This window comes from Alteromonas macleodii (assembly GCF_903772925.1).
Lineage (GTDB): Bacteria > Pseudomonadota > Gammaproteobacteria > Enterobacterales > Alteromonadaceae > Alteromonas > Alteromonas macleodii_A.
Genome location: NZ_LR812090.1, coordinates 2,803,649 through 2,820,185 on the forward strand (window position 1 = coordinate 2,803,649; position 16,537 = coordinate 2,820,185).

Annotated in this window: 13 protein-coding genes; 3 read left to right on the plus strand and 10 right to left on the minus strand. The window is 43.0% G+C overall.

Annotated features, from left to right (window positions below):
- Nucleotides 1-160: 160 nt before the first annotated feature.
- The 5 genes from truA to PCAR9_RS12185 all read right to left on the minus strand — a co-directional run bounded on the left by truA (nt 161) and on the right by PCAR9_RS12185 (nt 9,549).
- Nucleotides 161-952 (minus strand): tRNA pseudouridine(38-40) synthase TruA, encoded by a 792-nt coding sequence (truA, locus tag PCAR9_RS12165; RefSeq protein WP_179983822.1) that lies wholly within the window; start codon nt 950-952, stop codon nt 161-163.
- 203 nt (nt 953-1,155) lie between these two features.
- Nucleotides 1,156-5,754 carry a FimV/HubP family polar landmark protein gene (locus PCAR9_RS12170; RefSeq protein WP_179983823.1) on the minus strand — a complete coding sequence of 1,533 codons (4,599 nt, stop codon included), beginning with the start codon at nt 5,752-5,754 and terminating at the stop codon, nt 1,156-1,158.
- A 544-nt stretch (nt 5,755-6,298) separates the two neighbouring features.
- Nucleotides 6,299-7,315 carry an aspartate-semialdehyde dehydrogenase gene (locus tag PCAR9_RS12175; RefSeq protein WP_179983824.1) on the minus strand — a complete coding sequence of 339 codons (1,017 nt, stop codon included), beginning with the start codon at nt 7,313-7,315 and terminating at the stop codon, nt 6,299-6,301.
- 29 nt (nt 7,316-7,344) lie between these two features.
- Nucleotides 7,345-8,553 carry a 4-phosphoerythronate dehydrogenase gene (locus PCAR9_RS12180; protein ID WP_179983825.1) on the minus strand — a complete coding sequence of 403 codons (1,209 nt, stop codon included), beginning with the start codon at nt 8,551-8,553 and terminating at the stop codon, nt 7,345-7,347.
- A gap of 240 nt (nt 8,554-8,793) precedes the next feature.
- Nucleotides 8,794-9,549 carry a class II aldolase/adducin family protein gene (locus PCAR9_RS12185; RefSeq protein WP_179983826.1) on the minus strand — a complete coding sequence of 252 codons (756 nt, stop codon included), beginning with the start codon at nt 9,547-9,549 and terminating at the stop codon, nt 8,794-8,796.
- A 188-nt stretch (nt 9,550-9,737) separates the two neighbouring features.
- On the opposite strand from PCAR9_RS12185, the gene PCAR9_RS12190 reads away from it, so the two are divergent.
- On the plus strand, nt 9,738-10,427 hold the full coding sequence (locus tag PCAR9_RS12190) for a Crp/Fnr family transcriptional regulator (protein WP_179983827.1): 690 nt from the start codon (nt 9,738-9,740) through the stop codon (nt 10,425-10,427).
- 81 nt (nt 10,428-10,508) lie between these two features.
- Nucleotides 10,509-11,417, plus strand: a complete 909-nt coding sequence (locus tag PCAR9_RS12195) for an alpha/beta hydrolase (protein WP_179983828.1) — start codon at nt 10,509-10,511, stop codon at nt 11,415-11,417.
- 218 nt (nt 11,418-11,635) lie between these two features.
- Here the strand turns inward: PCAR9_RS12195 and PCAR9_RS12200 are convergent, their stop codons facing one another.
- The 3 genes from PCAR9_RS12200 to PCAR9_RS12210 all read right to left on the minus strand — a co-directional run bounded on the left by PCAR9_RS12200 (nt 11,636) and on the right by PCAR9_RS12210 (nt 13,421).
- Entirely contained in the window at nt 11,636-11,923 is a 288-nt protein-coding gene (locus tag PCAR9_RS12200; RefSeq protein WP_179983829.1) for a type II toxin-antitoxin system RelE/ParE family toxin, read from the minus strand.
- A complete protein-coding gene (locus PCAR9_RS12205; protein ID WP_118493727.1) occupies nt 11,924-12,154 on the minus strand; it encodes a ribbon-helix-helix domain-containing protein in 231 nt (76 codons plus the stop codon).
- Between the two features lie 520 nt (nt 12,155-12,674).
- Nucleotides 12,675-13,421 carry a hypothetical protein gene (locus PCAR9_RS12210; RefSeq protein WP_179983830.1) on the minus strand — a complete coding sequence of 249 codons (747 nt, stop codon included), beginning with the start codon at nt 13,419-13,421 and terminating at the stop codon, nt 12,675-12,677.
- A 435-nt stretch (nt 13,422-13,856) separates the two neighbouring features.
- Here PCAR9_RS12210 and PCAR9_RS12215 point away from each other — a divergent pair, with 435 nt between their 5' ends.
- On the plus strand, nt 13,857-15,578 hold the full coding sequence (locus PCAR9_RS12215; protein ID WP_179983831.1) for a serine hydrolase domain-containing protein: 1,722 nt from the start codon (nt 13,857-13,859) through the stop codon (nt 15,576-15,578).
- A 134-nt stretch (nt 15,579-15,712) separates the two neighbouring features.
- Here the strand turns inward: PCAR9_RS12215 and PCAR9_RS12220 are convergent, their stop codons facing one another.
- Both PCAR9_RS12220 and PCAR9_RS12225 read right to left on the minus strand, forming a co-directional pair.
- Entirely contained in the window at nt 15,713-15,976 is a 264-nt protein-coding gene (locus tag PCAR9_RS12220) for a Txe/YoeB family addiction module toxin (RefSeq protein WP_179983832.1), read from the minus strand.
- Entirely contained in the window at nt 15,969-16,223 is a 255-nt protein-coding gene (locus tag PCAR9_RS12225) for a type II toxin-antitoxin system Phd/YefM family antitoxin (protein ID WP_118493715.1), read from the minus strand. Before PCAR9_RS12225 ends, PCAR9_RS12220 begins: the two co-directional genes overlap by 8 nt.
- Between the last annotated feature and the right edge of the window lie 314 nt (nt 16,224-16,537).

The window sequence follows — 16,537 nt, forward strand, 5'->3', positions numbered from 1 at the left end:
GCTATTAGACCACAATACAACGAAATGGAAAAAACAAAACTGGTCTTAGAAGTTGGCAAGCAGTGGTTTGGGGGTGGTGCATTTGATTTTGCCTAAGTTAACTACCGTAAAAAAGGCAGCTAACTCAGGCGTGAGTTACATCGGCCGCGAGGCAAAAGGCTTATACTTCTGGGAGAAAAAGCGGGCCTAACGGCGGTTTAGGCAAGTTATGCTCTTCAGGGTAAGTTACATCTACCAGATACAAACCATTTGGCTTTGCCGTGGCTGCTGATTTGCTTCTATCTTTTAGGCTTAATAAGTGAGCAATCCAATTAACGTCTTGCTCACCTGCCCCAATTTCAACTAGCGCGCCGGTGATATTGCGAACCATGTGATGCAAGAACGCATTGGCACGAATATCAATAATCACATAGCGACCTTGGCGATACACACTTACATCGGTCACATTGCGAAACGGGGTTTTACTTTGGCACAACGCCGCACGGAACGACGTAAAGTCCTGTTCACCCAATAGCGCTTGGGCAGCAAGGTGCATTTTTCTCTCGTCTAATTCACGGTGAATGTGGGTAACGCCCGAGTTCAAAATTGCTGGGCGCATTTTTGCATTATGGATAACATAGCGATAGCGGCGATGGGTAGCAGAAAAACGAGCATGAAAATCATCGCTTACGTTTTTCGCCCAAGTAACGGCAACAGAGTTTGGAAGGTTAGCGTTAACCCCAAGCGTCCATGCGCGCTCTGAACGTGGAGCATCACAACTGAAGTGAACCACTTGCCCAGTCGCGTGCACACCAGCATCAGTGCGTCCAGCGCATTGCACTTCAATAGGTTGGTTGGCTACTGTCGATAGTGCCTTTTCAAGATGCTCTTGAACACTCGGTACTTCGCGCTGGCGTTGCCAACCGTAAACTGCAGCACCGTCGTATTCAATACCTAAGGCAATTCGCCCCATATCAGTTTTACCCCGTTTCTTAAAAGGCGCTAAGTGTAGTCATCTCGCTTACAACATGCAATGCTGCTTATAATCAAAGCCCAGCTACTGCGTGGCAGATAAATGCAAGTTAATGAAATCAAAAGCGGCCTGTATATCTTATCAATATACAGGCCGCTTAATACGACAATCAATGCAGGTTTACGCCTACTCCTACAAGTGAATTAAGTAATTTTTTGTAGAATTGAAGCCGCTTCCTGTTTCTGCTCTTCGCTGCCATCTTTCATTACTTCTTCAAGCAACTCCTTCGCAGCATCTGCATCTTCCATTTCAATGTATGCACGAGCCAAATCTAAATTGGCGTTTTGCCCTGCGTCTTTATCTATGTCAATTACTGTGTCTTCGTCAGAAACGCCAGTAAAGTCAGATAAACTCACATCGAGATCTAGCGCTTGGCTATCTGGGTCAAGTTCGTCAGAGTCGTCGCCATCGTCCATCAATGCTTCTACATCAAGAAAATCTTCGGATGGCGTTTGAGGCTCACTTTCCGCGTCGACATCACTTAGTAAAGCAGCTAAATCTAAATCAGGATTATCAAGCTTCAGCTCTTCCTCTTGTTCCTTTTCAGGCTCAGCTTGTTCCGCACCCTGCTGGTCCTCTTCAATTTCCACAGGCGTGGCGATATCTAAGTCCACATCATCTGGTATGTCGAGGTCGTCTAACGCTAGTTCAGAGTCATCGTCTTCAAGGGCGAAAGTTTCTTCTTCGCTATCATCCAGCGCTGATTCTATGTCATCGCCATCATCTAACTCGAAAGTTTCGTCGTTTTCATCTAGCTCGAAGGTATCGTCAGTTTCCGCTGGTTCAAGGTTTTCAGTTGCTTCAAGGTTGTCAGCGACATCGTCTTCCAACTCAAACGTGGCATCATCGTCAGCTTCCTGTTCAAGTTCGAGCGTATCTGCATCATTTTCGGTAACTGACTCTTGTGTATCTTCACTTTCGATATCGCTTGCATCTACGGCATCATCTGACTCAAGGCTTTGAAGAAGTTCATCAAACTCAGCACTGTCTAAGTCATCGAGTATCTCGTTGTCGTCAACAGCATCGTCTTCGTCAGAGCCTGACAACCAATCGTCAAGACCAGGCACGTCATCAAGTTCGTTGAATTCTTTTTCTTTACTCTCTTCTGAGTCATCCTCGCTTGAATCTGGCTCTTGGACTGAGTCCATGTTTTCAGCACTACCAGAGTCTTCGAGTTGTTGATCACTTTCATCAACGCCGTCGACCTCTTGCTCAAGTTCAAAGCTGTCTATTTCATCAAATGCTTCATCTAACAGACTGTCGTCGTAATCATCACTGTCTTCTTCTGCCGGTGACTCAGATTCATCTTGGGCAAAATCATCCGATGAAGGCTCTTGTTCAGCTGAAGGCTTTTCGACTGCTGAAGGCTCTATCTCACCGAAAGAAGGAATGTCATCCATCATTTGCTTTTCAAACGCTTCGATGGCGTCATCTAACGGATCGTCTGCATCACTTTCCGTTTTGTCTTCGGCGCTTTCAGTGGCACTTTCGAGTTCAGGTTCCGGCTCTATCTCAGCTTCTACTTCTTCCTCGAATTCCAACTCTGCTTCAGGCTCAGGCTGAGACTCTAGCTCTGCTTCTAATTCAGGCTCTAGTTCTGACTCTATATCGGCATCTTGTTCGGGCTCTACTTCAGTGCCCAACTCTGGTTGTTCTTCTGGCTCTGCGTCTGTACTAGAGCCTTGTTTAGGCTCTGCATTAGTGCTTAACTCTTGCTGCTCTTCTGACTCTAGCTCTGGTTCTGACTGTGGCTCTACAGTATCTTCAAGCTCGCTATCAGCGTCAGCTTCCGCCTCAACCTTCTCTTCAGGTGCTAATTCACCTTCTTCTGATTCAGTATCGAAGTCTAGTTCTGCTTCAGGTTCTGGCTGAGACTCTAGCTCTGCTTCTAATTCAGGCTCTGGTTCTGACCCTATATCGGTATCTTGGTCAAGCTCTGCTTCAGCGCCCAACTTTTGCTGCGCCTCGTCCTCTACCTTGTCTTCGGGTGCTAATTCGCCTTCTTCTGATTCAGTATCGAATGCAAGTTCTGCTTCTGGCTCTACATTATCTTCAAGATCGGTATCAGCGTCTGCGTCCACCTCAACCTTGTCTTCAGGTGCTAACTCGCCTTCTTCTGATTCAGTATCGAAGTCTAGTTCTGCTTCAGGCTCAGGCTGAGACTCAAGCTCTGCTTCTAGCTCAGGCTCTAATTCTGACTCTATATCGGCATCTTGTTCGGGCTCTAGTTCAGTTCCTAATTCAGGTTGCTCTTCTAGCGCTGGTTCTGTTTCTTCAGGTTGTGTAACGGTTTCGTCTTCAGCATTAAATTCTGCATCTGTGTCATTTTCAGACTCTATTTCAGATTCAAGTTCAGAAAGCAGTTCGTCTGTTAGCTGATCTACGTCTTCGCTGGTGTTAGATTCCTCAGCTTCTAGTTCAGCGAGAAGCTCATCAGTTAGAGGGTCGCTAAAGTCATCTTCGTTTTCTTCGCCGTCAGAAAGAGTTAAGTCGGTATTTTCATCGTGAGCGTCTGGGTTGGCGTCTGGGCTAACTTCTGGTTCACCTTCCAGCTCGGCTTCAAGCTCAGCGAGTAACTCGTCAGTAAACGGGTCCTCAAAATCCCCTTCATCTTCTGCTTGAGAAGGTGACTCACTTGAAGTGTTTTCATCTTCAGGCATTTGAGCAGCTGAGGGCATTTGAGCAGCTGAGGGCATTTGATCCGCTGAAGGTATTTGATCCGCTGAAGGCTCTTCCGCTAGTTCATCTTCTGCCTGAAGTTCAGCGATAAGGTCGTCGGATAGAGGGTCACTGAAATCAGCATCCGTTTCTATTTCGTCGGTGACTATTTCATCTAAATCATCAGTGATAGCATCAAGACTTTGGATAGACTGAGGTGACGGTGCCGATGTAGTTATTTCATCTTCAATATCGTCTTCGTCATCTTCTTCGCCTAAACCACCCATCATTTCAATTTGCTCTATTTCGTTAAGCAAATCGTCGGTGATCTTATCTATTTCGTTGTTTTGCTGATTTATCTCATCGTCGAGCTTACTCAGCATGTCCTCATTGATAAGGTCATCGTTACTGTCTAACTCATCGGTAAGGCCTGCATCAACGCCATGCTCTTCAAGCAAATCGTCAATGCTTATCTCTGGCTTATCGTCTTCATCTTCTACATTCGGTAAAGATGTATTACTTTCTTCTTCCTCTCCAGCCTCTGATACCGAATCAACAGAACTTGCAAGCAAGGCGTCTATATCGTCTTCGTCGACGTTTTCAGCATCGGAAGTTCCGTTAACCTCAGCAAGGATATCATCAGGGTCTATATCACCTGACTCATTGAGTTCATTACTTTCAGGTTCTTCGGTGCCTTGACTTTGTACATCATCAAGCAAATCATCAATATCAAAATCGTCGTCATCTACTGATACAGCTTCTTCAGTAGCCGCGGCCTCAGGCTCGCTATCATCTGCCGCATCTTCATCAAAGATATCGTCATCACCTGAAAGGTCAAAGCCTTCTAGGTCATCTGCGTCTTTGTCATTTAACACCTTGTCTGACAGGTCATCATCATCAAATAAGCTGTCTAACTCGCTCTGGTCAAGCTCATCATCACCAGCCTCGAACAGATCGTCTCCACCATCGTCTGGCACTAACATATCATCTTCAAGGTCAGCAAAGGTTTCTAGCTCGTCATCGAGACTCTCTTCTAAATCTGAAGTCAGAACGTCATCAAGCAGGTCGTCATCATTGAACAAATCATCATCTGACAACTCCGCTTTATCATCAAAGTCAGGGGCTAATGCGCTTGAAAGATCATCAATGTCAGCATCTGGAACCGGTACTTCATCGTTATCAGCGGTAATAGTAGGGCTAGGTGCAGGCGCCTCTTCCGGCTTGCTGTTGCGTTTCAGCAACCACATTATGAGTCCACCTACCAACAACAGTGACAGAATTGCAGAACCGATGATTAAGCTTAGCGGGCTGGTAAGTGCGCTTAAAAACGAAGACTGTTTTTCTGCTTCTCGCTGCGCTTGCTCGGCTTTAATCATATCGAGCAGTTCTTGCTGCAGCGCCACTTGCATATCAAGCTGACTCTTAACGTCACCTTCAACTTGGCTACGCAAGGTTTCTAGCTCACCGTTTACGGCCTCAACACGCTCGTACAAGCGTCTGTTTTCGTTAAGAATCGCTTCAACATTTTCTAGTGAGGCGGCAAATTGCATACGCAGTTCGTCAAACTGACGGGTTTGTTCTTGATCTAAGCGGGTGATCTTTTGCTCAATGTCAGTTTGTGTTTGAGTGAGGTCTTGTTGGTTAACTAATGGGGATGCTGGTTTAATATTCCTTACGCTGCTACCAGGCTTGTTAAGCGTTTCAGCGAATGCCCTATCGTCTTGCTCAGCTCGCATTTGGGCTTTTTGTTTGTCGATTCTGGCAATATAACGCTCAGACGGCAGCTTCAAAATTGCGCCATCTACTAACAAGTTTAAGTTGCCATTTTCAAATGCGTTGGGGTTGAGTTCATAGATAGCAGTCATAACCTGATAAACACTCAGGTTATTGTTTTGGCGATAGCGCTCGGCGATACGCCACAGGGTATCGTTAGCGTCTATAGGTCCGTACTCTAGACCCGAATATTGATCAGTTGCGTCTTTAGGACCTTTTAAGAAGGTAGCGCGTTCTTGTGCATCAACAGTGATTATAGGGCCAGACAAACATAATGTGAGTAAAAGTAAGCCCGTCAAATGCAATTTCATAGCAGTCCTATATGCCCTCAAGCGTCTTTACCACCCGGTCGTATGGGCGGATTTTTTAGCCAATCACTACAGAAAAATATATTGGCTTTTATTTTTATTCTTAAGCCACCTTGAAACCATTAATCGTCAAGCTAGCGTTTTTCAGTCTAATATGACCCTGGCAGTAAGATTTGTTTGCGCTTTTTAGAGTTCTTACTCTTCGCCTAAGTGTCTGACTGACTATTGTTTTTAACGTTGTTCTGTTCCTAACCCTACAAACTATAAACCAGTTATTCAGGGTGATCTAGTTAGACAGTAGTATTGGTCTAATCTAATGTTTAAAGTTTTGCTAAATGCTGCTTGTTTAATGCCCTTAGATTTATCTTCCCATTGCGTCAAGAACGCCAACTTCGCTACACACGTTATCTCTTTTACAGTGCAACAGACGCATTTTTTACATCGCACCAAACACCCTGCTTAGTTTGCGTATCGGCAAGCACAGAAAAATGTTTACCTTTTCCTGTGCTTATCCGATTAATCAGAGGCAGAACCTCTGTTGAACCGTTTACAGGTAATCGCGAATTAGCGTTTCAGCAATTTGAATGCTGTTTGTTGCTGCGCCTTTACGGATATTGTCAGAAACTACCCATAAATTTAAGCCACAAGGGTGTGTAATGTCGTTTCTAATTCTGCCCACGTGCACAATGTCGTTACCGCTAGCACTACTAACCTGAGTTGGGAACTGCTCATTTCCATCGTACACGGTAACACCTGGAGCATCGGCTAGAAGCTCTTTAACATGCTGTGCATCTATCGGAGAACGTGTTTCTAAGTGAATTGCTTCCGCATGACCGTAAAATACAGGCACACGTACCGCAGTAGCGTTTACCAAAATACTTTGGTCACCCATGATTTTTTGGGTTTCCCACAGCATTTTCATTTCTTCTTTGGTGTAGTCGTTATCTTGGAAAACATCGATTTGAGGGATAACGTTAAAGGCAATTTGTCGACTAAATGACTCTGACTTCACTTCACGAGCATTTAGCAAACCCGCAGTTTGTTTAGCCAGCTCTTCCATGGCCTCTTTACCTGCACCAGACACTGACTGGTAGGTACACACGTTAATACGGTCAATACCAACAGCTTCTTGTATTGGTTGAAGTGCTACTAACATTTGAATAGTTGAGCAGTTTGGGTTCGCAATTATGTTTCTATTGCGAAACTCTGCCAGTGCATGCGCGTTAACTTCTGGCACTACAAGAGGGATATCAGGCTCGTAACGAAACTCTGAAGTATTGTCGATTACAATACAGCCTTCTTCTGCTGCTAGCGGCGCAAATTTTGCTGAGATACTTCCACCGGCTGAGAAAAAACCTAATTGTACTAATGACCAATCGAAGTCGTCAGCATCTAATACTTCAATGTCTTCGCCTTTAAACGATACAGTACTACCAGCTGAACGTTTACTGGCAAGCGGATACAAACGGTTTACCGGAAAGTCTCGCTCTTCTAATAGTTCAATCATGGTTTGGCCCACTAAACCAGTGGCACCAAGTACCGCTACGTCAAACGCTTGCGACATAATGCTTTATGCTCCTAATAAAAAAATATCTAAACCAGACTAACGGAAAAGCCTAGTTTGGTGAAAGTGTTTTGAATTTGTTTGCTGGTGTTCTTTGGCAATTGTAACTCATAGGCGCTGCACTCGCGACGTACTCTGTATTGCTTGCGCAGTGCAGAAAACGTATTCGCTACATCAGAATTCGTCTTTTCGTTATTTTTTGATGTTGTTGAAAAAGCGTTTCGCGTTATTTCGTCATCAATAGCGACATCGTACACCTTGTGAAATACTGCTGTAAGATCTTCAACCGATAAGCGAGATGCTTCTGGCGATGCTAAATCACCGTTTATTGGGCTGGTCTTATCTAGAAAGTCGCTGAGCTCTTTATCTGGTGCTGTACCCACTACCTCACATATTTGCTCGTAAATCATTTGTGTACCGCGCACTTTGCCTTCAACAGAGTGACCCGCAATATGTGGCGTAACGAACCAAACATGGTCAAATAACGCTGTGTTTATTGCGGGCTCATTATCAAATACATCGAGCACCACCGTTGGCGCCTGTTCTTGTTGAAGCAGGTTAAGTAGCGCTTCTTCATCTATAACCTCACCCCGACATGCATTGATAAGCAGCTGGTCAGGTGTTAATGCTTCAAGAAAAGTCTGGTCGATCATCTGATACGTGGGATAGTCGCCGCCTTTAATGAAAGGCACATGAAGCGAGACAACGTCGCACGTTGCAATTTGTGCTAAATCTACAAACGACTGACCGTTGTGCTGTGTTTTACCAGTACTTGCTAACGCTTGTTGTAGCGGAGGGTCGTACAAGCAGTGTTTAACATCAATTGCCGTTAAAATACGTGATAGCGCGCTTCCCACGTTACCGGCCCCTACTATACCTACTGTCGCATTGTACAAGTCGAGCTTTTGGGCTTTTTGTGCATGTAATAAAACACTTAATACGTACTCAGCAACTGCAACGGCATTACACCCTGCTGCGCTGCTATGCACAATACCAACCTTGTCTAGATGTATTTTATCTAGATGATTGGTTCCTGCCGTTGCTGTGGTAACAAACTTAAGCTTGTTAGCGTTCGTTAACAGTTCAGGGGTAACCTTGGTGGTAGAACGCAGCGCAAGAATATCAACATCGCACAACATCTCTGGCACAAGAGACTGCCAAGCATAGGTTTCAACTTGACCTACGCTGTTAAGGTAATCTGTGCCAAAAGGAATGGTATCTTCAAGAAGTATTTTCATGGCGCTAAGTGTACCTTAAGTTAGGCTTTTAGTAACCTAGCGCCCTTAATTTACTTGCTTTTAATTGGCTTTAATTTACGTCATTTAATACAGGGTTGGCTGCAATATTTAAGATAAGGCCGAAATACAAACAATCTGTTTAAAACGATAGCTTTTATGATAAGAGCTATTAGCCTAGTTCTTTTTTGCCTACCTCACCATTGTAGAGTTTTCTGTTAGATAACGTTTAACTTCAAACCATTACTTATCGTATCCAGGGAAGCGACGCTCAACGCGACGTTTAATACCTGGCCATGCCAGTGACCCACCCGCTTGCCTGGTAACTTGCTCGGCTTGTGCGCGAATACCCTCAAGAATTGCCGAGTGAATAGGAATCAACGGCTTACCTGTAGCCTGGGCTTTTAGCTGAATTTCACAGGCGCGCTGCATAATAAACATAAACAAAAAGGCATCTGGAATATTATCAGCACAGGTTAAAAGCCCGTGATTGCGCAAAATCATAAATTGAGTATCGCCAAGGTCGCGAACCAGCCGAGCTTTTTCTTCTGGGTTCAACGCCACCCCTTCATAGGCATGATAAGAAAGGGACGCCAGTGGAAAAAGGGACTGCTGCGAGTAAGGCTGTAGACCGTCCTCTAAAATGGAAACCGCCACGCCTTCTGCTGTGTGCAAATGCAAAACGCATTTGGCATCGTCACGTGCCTCATGAACTGCGCTGTGAATAGTAAAACCTGCAGGGTTAATATTGTACTCGCTTTCCATTACTTTGTTACCGTGCAAGTCAACTTTTACCAAACTTGATGCAGTAACCTCATCAAACATTAAACCGTAAGGGTTAATTAAAAAATGATGGTCAGGCCCTGGTACACGAGCGGAAATGTGAGTAAAAATAAGGTCATCCCAACCATACATAGCAACCGCACGGTAACACGCGGCAAGGTCAACACGGGTTTGCCATTCTTCACTGCTTACCTTCGACTTTACTGAATCTGTCATAGCTTTACTCTTTTTATATCTAAAATGATTCCATTGAGATTTGTCGTTTTAGACTTGTCAGCCCCTTTCTGGAGGCTCCTCACCTTAAGCGCTCAATGAAACTTCTATTTACTTTCTCTTACCGCCTACATTACGCGCAGTAATTGCTATACACTGTCGGATATACGACATTGTAAGTGATTTGTTAAATGGAAAAATTTAAACCTGTTCTGGCTGGCTCTACTTGGTTTAGCGCGATCCCTTCTTATTTACAGGAGGCTATGTTCGAAAAGATGCGCCTTAAGCATTTAAAAGCAGGACAGCAATTGCATGCCAAAGGTGAAGACGGTGTAGGTTTCTATGGTGTGTGCGAAGGCCGCTTAAGAGTTGTGACCGTGGGAGTAGACGGCCGAGAAATGCTATTTGCGTTGCTGGGGCCCGGCACCTGGTTTGGTGAAATATCAATGTTCGACGACCTCCCTCGTACCCACGACAACTTCTGTGAAACGAACTCCACCGTTGCTATTATTCAAAAAAACGCGTTTAAGGCATTACTTGAGCAGTACCCAGAATTATATCCGCATTTTACTCGCCTTTTATGCACGCGAGTGCGCAGTGCGTTTCAGTTTATTGACTCAAGCGCAGGGCTTAGCCTCAAACACCAGCTGGTGAAGCGGCTATTAATGCTTACCACCAGCTATGGCCAGCATTTACCTAAAAACAACGCGATTACACTCACCCTTTCGCAGGAGTCTTTGGCGCAAATGATAAATAGCAGTAGGCAAACGGTTAATCAGCTTTTAGGTGAGCTTGAAAGTGAAGGTTTACTGAAACGCCATTACGGGAAAATCTCTATTCCCGAGCCAGATACTTTATTTAGTCGTTACCAGTTTATTTGACCGAAATAATTAGCTGAATCGCTCAAGAGTTTGTGGAATATTATTGAAAGCGCAAAAACGCAAAGAAAGGGAAAGTTCGCATTGAAAATTTTATCTGTCAGCATAGTTTTGCTTTTCATGGTTGGTTTTGTTTATCAGTCATATTCAAGCTATGTCGATTCCACCTCTTTTGACAAGCGTGGAGAAATGATAGATATCGATGGCTACAGCCTGTATGTCGAGGATATTGGAACAGGAAAAGTTACCGTTATTTTTGATGCTGGTATAGGTGATGACTCATCAGTCTGGAATAAAGTAGCAGAGGAAGTCTCACAGTTTTCTCGGGTCATTACCTATGATAGAGCTGGCCTTGGATGGAGTGAAAAAAGCCCGCACGAGAGAACCAGTAAAACTATTGTCTCTGAACTTCATTTGGTTCTAGAAAAGAAAGACATTACTGCACCAATAATCCTTGTAGGCCATTCATTTGGCGGGGTAAACATGCAACGCTATGCCCTCACCTATCCCGAATATATAGCCGCTTTGGTGTTGGTAGACTCTGCCCATGAAGATCAGATAGATGAGATGCCTCAAACGAATTCTCTTCAAAAATATCTATTCAAATTTGGAATGTGGGCAGCCCCTGTCGGTATTCCCAGATTGTATCTTTCCAACACTAATCCAGAAGAAAAAGCCAAAAAAAGTACAACCAAACATCAATATACCAGCTTAGATGAAGCCGAATACTTTCCAAGAAGTCTTAGTGAATTAAATGAATTAACGCCTAACTTTGGCAATTTGCCTTTGGTGGTGGTTGCACGCAATAAAGCATCTTCTGAAATCGATAATACCAAAACTAGAGATTTGGTATGGGCGACTTTGCAGGAAGACATTGCCGCTCGCTCTACCGATAGCACAATTGTTTTTTCAGGGGAACGACAGCATTCTATTCACAAAAGGCAGCCAGAAATTGTTATTGAAGCAATCCAAAAATTAGCTGAAAAGCTTTAAGTAATACTAGGATTCCGCCGTGGAATGCTTAGTAGTTATTTTCCGGAAACTTAGAAATAACACAGTTGCCCTTTACTAATATTAGGGTGAGCTTACGATTTTACTTAGTTAGATATAGATTTGTACGTGACGCACTGTGTTGAGCAGTGCAACTTCGTTTCCGTCCTTAAGGTCTGCTTAAAACAAGGAGCGGACACCGAGTTTTTTGTTGGCTTGATTTAGAGCCAGTCAACGACATCTTGCCCACCCCAAATTGCCATTATCTCAACTTCAACACCATTGTATCGATAGTAAATACTGTCTGAGCCATAAGCGCAGCGTCTATACCCCTGTCGAATATGGTCAACTGATTGGTATGCCGATGGATTACTCGCATTTTTTTTAAATGTCTGAAAAAAACCTTCGAAATACTTATCTGCTTGGAGTTCGCCAAATTCTACAAATCCATATGTATAAATACGCCTAAGATCCTTTTTTGCATTCAGCGATAGCTTGTAGCTTTCCATTTATCTTTTTAACTCAGCCTTGAATTCTTTCAGCATATCTTCAGGCGATTGTTCAATGAATCCGCTTCTCTCTGCGCTGACGAGCTTTTGATTGATTTCCTCAGCGCGTCTGGCCCGGCGAATCAAATCATTCACGAGTTCACTTTTGTTTGCATATTCTCGCGTATCTTCAACATGACTCTTGAGCCACGCATCATTTTTTTCGGTCAGAGTAATACTTTGACGAGGCATGACATTTACTCCAATAGACATCATCTGGTGCAATATTACACCAGACTTTGTTAAACATCAGCATTTTTTAATTTAGAGAAGACAAAAGCCACAATTATCAAAGTCAGCTTGAGTGACGGGTTAGTGTGCGCTGCCGAAGAATAGCCTATTCTGGCAAACGAAAAGCTATGAGTGTCCTTACCAAAGATGAATGCAGACGATTTTACTGTGAGTCTACTGGCCTTAAAGGTGGAGAAATTCACTTCCCCTAGGACCGCTTCACGTACTTTTCTGCCCTTCAGGAAGAATTGACTGGCACAAACAATGAGCAGACTTCCTACCGAGCGAAATTTTAGTCAATGAGCGTTAAAAAAATGCGGCTCTTATTTTTTCCGTCGCTTTATTCGGTACAATGGCGCAGTACTTTGATTTTCGTATTAACCATCAAACGGTTTTCAAAGCACTATTCGTACGATATATACATAATTGCCTCACGCGCAAAAGCGAGGAAAATAGACCCCCCCCCCCCAACTTTTTGCCGTCACAGTGAAAGCGGCACAACCTTCTCTGCTATACACTTACCATTCATCATTTTTACGTTTTTCAGTATTGCTCTGTTAGCATATTTGTTGAGCTCAGCGCGAAACGCATAAATTACACCTCTATCTATTACTGGGTCTATATATATTCTGTTTCCGCATTCATGCTTCGGATCCTTAACTGGCTTGCCGTCTTCATCCAGTAACCTGAAGAGAGCAAATTCCGGCATTAATTTGAGCATCGATACACGCATATCTCCTATGACATGATCGCCTGCCACAACGACTTTATCTTGCTGCGCTTTTTTTTGTTCTGCTTTCTTTTTGGCAACGTCTTCAGCGCTTGCCAGTACTTTAAACCCGGTAAAAGTGCATTGCAGACCACCAGCACCGTAATGTCGCTGAACACCACTGAGTTCAATACTGGCACCCGCGTACTTATTAACAAAAGTAATATATTCTTCAGCGGTGTAACTCTCGTCTTTATAATACATTCTGCACGAGCGATAGCTGCTATTCCCTAAAAAAAGCTCTAAAGGGTATTGCGCCTTTAAGCCATAAGCCCGCGCCATATTTTCACGACTGCTATTGTACATTAAAGGTATTTCAGCAATGCTCGTTTTACTAGCTAGTATTCCGCTTACGACCCCAACACTTTCCGAGCGTTTAATGCTGGAGTTATTAGCCAATGCATGTAAGGAAAAAAGTACCCAAACCACCACGAAAATCGATTTCTTATTAAATATCATACTCAGCATCCTTGATGAAATTGTACAGCTTCAACTGATTATAAAGTGAACAAGTACTATATTCTACTCTTTGTTACAACTGTCTTTTTGATGACCTGATTCATTCAAAAAATGTTTGTGTTGGTATTTGTGAAACCTACGCCTGTTAGTATCTGAGGAAAACTGCTTTTTTAGGCCAACTGATACTAAATAAATTCGTTATAAACTTAGTATATTTAGCAAATGATAGGAAATAGCAACCAAGTCAAAGTTAAAATAATAAGTACAAAAGCACTTTTGTCAGTGGGTAGTTAATAGAAAATATGTTTGCCTACAAATTCAAACAACTTTACTCTAACCTTTTCCTGTAAATAGTAATTGCGGTTTTCTGCAGCGTATTGAAGTTTGCTCTTCATCGGAAAAATTGAAAATAAGTGATAACAAGGAATCGTTATAATGTCTAATTTTGCAGCACGTCTAGTCATTGGTTTTCTACTATTGATTGGTTTATTCGCCTGCCAACCATCTTCAAAAACTGAAAAGCCTCTTAATAGCCCATCACAACAAACTATCGAGCTTGACCGACTATTTGCCCAATTCGATGATATTAAAAAGCCTGGGGCCTCAGTTGCAGTTCTGCAGAATGGAGAGATTATATTTTCAAAAGGTTATGGTAGTGCAAACCTAGAATACGATATACCTGTTACGCCAGAAACTATGTTTCACGTTGCATCTGTATCCAAGCAATTTACCGTATTCGCCATTCTTCTACTTGCAGAAGAAGGTAAGTTAAATTTCGATGATGACATACGACAATACATCCCAGAAGTGCCAGACTTTGGTCACACCATAACTTTACGACACTTAGCATCACATACAAGCGGCATGCGAGATCAATGGAATTTGTTGCGTATGGCTGGTTGGCGATTAGATGACGTAATCACTACCGAACACGTACTAAAAATAGTAGCCCGACAAAAAGAGCTAAACTTCAAACCGGGAGAAGAGTTTCTGTACTCAAATACCGGGTTTACACTATTAGCAGAGGTTGTTGCACGTGTTAGCGGTAAATCTTTTGCTCAATTCACACAAGAAAGGCTGTTCACGCCATTGAATATGAGTAACAGCTTGTTTTATGACGACCATCAGAAGATCGTTAGCAATAGGGCCTACTCATACCAGCTCGATGGTAATGGTTACAAAAAAAGTGTGTTGAACTTTTCAAATGTTGGTGCAACCAGTTTGTTTACGACCGCAGAAGATCTGCTGAAATGGTCAGCTAATTTTAGCGAACCGACTGTGGGTAGCCCTGCTATAATCGAGCAAATGAATACCCTTGCGTCCTTAAACAATGGAGAAACATTTGGTGGCGCATATGGGCAATTTATTAGCTATTACAAAGGTACCAAATATATTCAGCATAGCGGCGGAGACGCAGGATTTCGTTCGTATTTGGCTCGATTCCCTAAACAAAATTTAGCAATAGCAATATTGAATAATGGCGCAGACGCAAGGCCATGGGAATTGGCTCTACAAATTGCTGACAGACTTTTGGAGAAAGACACCCCTCCACCTCAGAACGCGATTGCTAACGCATTTCTGGAGTCGATCTCACCTAAACAAATATCTGATTCTATTGAGTTAGATGAAGAGACACTCAATGCCTATGTGGGCCACTATTGGTATGAACCAGAAGCGTACTCACGAGAGATTTATTTAGAAAACGGTAAACTAATGTATTCAAGAGGCCAAGACGACGTAAGCGTACTCGCTCCTATCAGCGAAAACACCTTTAAAATGCTGAATGTAGAGGGAGAGATTTATGTTGAGTTTACTAAAGATGACGATGAAAGCTTAATGACAGTGCAGGTAGACAATGTCGATACGTATGTGTCGGTTGGCTATACACCAGTCAAAATAACCAAAACCTGGTTATCGCAATTCGCCGGCAGTTACTTCAGCCCTGAGCTTTCTTCCACTTACCACTTTTCACCGGAAAATAAACAACTAAAAATTTCTCATCACCGCCTAAACGACCATTATATTGCGCCAGTCAAAGGTGACTTTTTTAGCTCACAAGTTGGCGATATCCTATTTGAGCGCGATGTTCACGGTGAGGTGAATGGCTTCAGGATATCTAACGGTCGTGTTCGCAATCTTTATTTTAGAAAGCTCTAGACAAAAAAACAAAAACAACTTTTAATTTGTTCTCTTATCAATTAGGGCTATAAACAAAACGAAGTGAAGCAACCGCCACGTTTGCTGCCCATCGAGCCCGCGAGCGACTTTATTAGATTGTTAGCGGACACCAGCTAGTAATGGTAACGACACGAGATAACCGTAATTGCGGTATCATCCACGGCATATACCAAACGGTTGGTGTCATCTATTCTACGTGACCAGAAACCAGCAAGATTTTCTTTTAAAGGTTCAGGCTTTCCAATTCCATCAAATGGAGAGCGCTTAACATCGGTTATTAATTTATTGATACGTTTCAAGGTTTTCTTGTCTTGGGATTGCCAATAAACGTAGCTATTCCAAGCTTCATCAGTCCATGACAACAACCTGTCACTCATCAATAAGTTCTCGCTGTGCCGTTTTTGCCGCTTTAAACTGTGTAATCGAACGATTTAAGTGTTCAGCATTCGCTGGAGAACGAAGTAGATGAACGGTTTCCATAAGGCTGTTGTAGTAATCTAATGACATTACAACCGCATCTTCTGAGTCACGACGCGTGATTACTGTTGTATCTGCATCGTTGACTACATTGTCCAAAACGGCTTTTAATCCATTTCTTGCTTCTGTAAAAGAGACAATTCGCATTTTTCACCCCACTTGTACATTATATAGGACAAGTTTAGACTGCAAATGAGCACATGTACAGGATATTGTGCATTGCGGAGGCGTGATAGCTAAAAGCTTATTGCTGACACTTCATAGTAACGAATGTGGGACGTTTGCTTCACCTATAAAACTCTCGATTACAATCACTCAAGCAACAACGTTGCTAAAGTGATTGTCATCAAAATGCAGGTTTAATTGAAAAACGGTAATAAAAAAGGGCGTTAACACAAACACTCAAGGTGTTCAGGTTTACGCCCTTTTTAGTTTAAAGCTTCTTAAAATGAAGCTAAAAA

Excerpts from the sequence above, each read along its gene's own strand:
- PCAR9_RS12180 (WP_179983825.1), bottom strand. The coding sequence starts at position 8,553 with ATGAAAATACTTCTTGAAGATACCATTCCTTTTGGCACAGATTACCTT.
- PCAR9_RS12220 (WP_179983832.1), bottom strand. The coding sequence starts at position 15,976 with ATGAGTGACAGGTTGTTGTCATGGACTGATGAAGCTTGGAATAGCTAC.
- PCAR9_RS12225 (WP_118493715.1), bottom strand. The coding sequence starts at position 16,223 with ATGCGAATTGTCTCTTTTACAGAAGCAAGAAATGGATTAAAAGCCGTT.
- PCAR9_RS12205 (WP_118493727.1), bottom strand. The coding sequence starts at position 12,154 with ATGCCTCGTCAAAGTATTACTCTGACCGAAAAAAATGATGCGTGGCTC.
- PCAR9_RS12185 (WP_179983826.1), bottom strand. The coding sequence starts at position 9,549 with ATGACAGATTCAGTAAAGTCGAAGGTAAGCAGTGAAGAATGGCAAACC.
- PCAR9_RS12215 (WP_179983831.1), top strand. The coding sequence starts at position 13,857 with ATGTCTAATTTTGCAGCACGTCTAGTCATTGGTTTTCTACTATTGATT.
- PCAR9_RS12200 (WP_179983829.1), bottom strand. The coding sequence starts at position 11,923 with ATGGAAAGCTACAAGCTATCGCTGAATGCAAAAAAGGATCTTAGGCGT.
- PCAR9_RS12170 (WP_179983823.1), bottom strand. The coding sequence starts at position 5,754 with ATGAAATTGCATTTGACGGGCTTACTTTTACTCACATTATGTTTGTCT.
- PCAR9_RS12190 (WP_179983827.1), top strand. The coding sequence starts at position 9,738 with ATGGAAAAATTTAAACCTGTTCTGGCTGGCTCTACTTGGTTTAGCGCG.
- PCAR9_RS12210 (WP_179983830.1), bottom strand. The coding sequence starts at position 13,421 with ATGATATTTAATAAGAAATCGATTTTCGTGGTGGTTTGGGTACTTTTT.
- truA (WP_179983822.1), bottom strand. The coding sequence starts at position 952 with ATGGGGCGAATTGCCTTAGGTATTGAATACGACGGTGCTGCAGTTTAC.
- PCAR9_RS12175 (WP_179983824.1), bottom strand. The coding sequence starts at position 7,315 with ATGTCGCAAGCGTTTGACGTAGCGGTACTTGGTGCCACTGGTTTAGTG.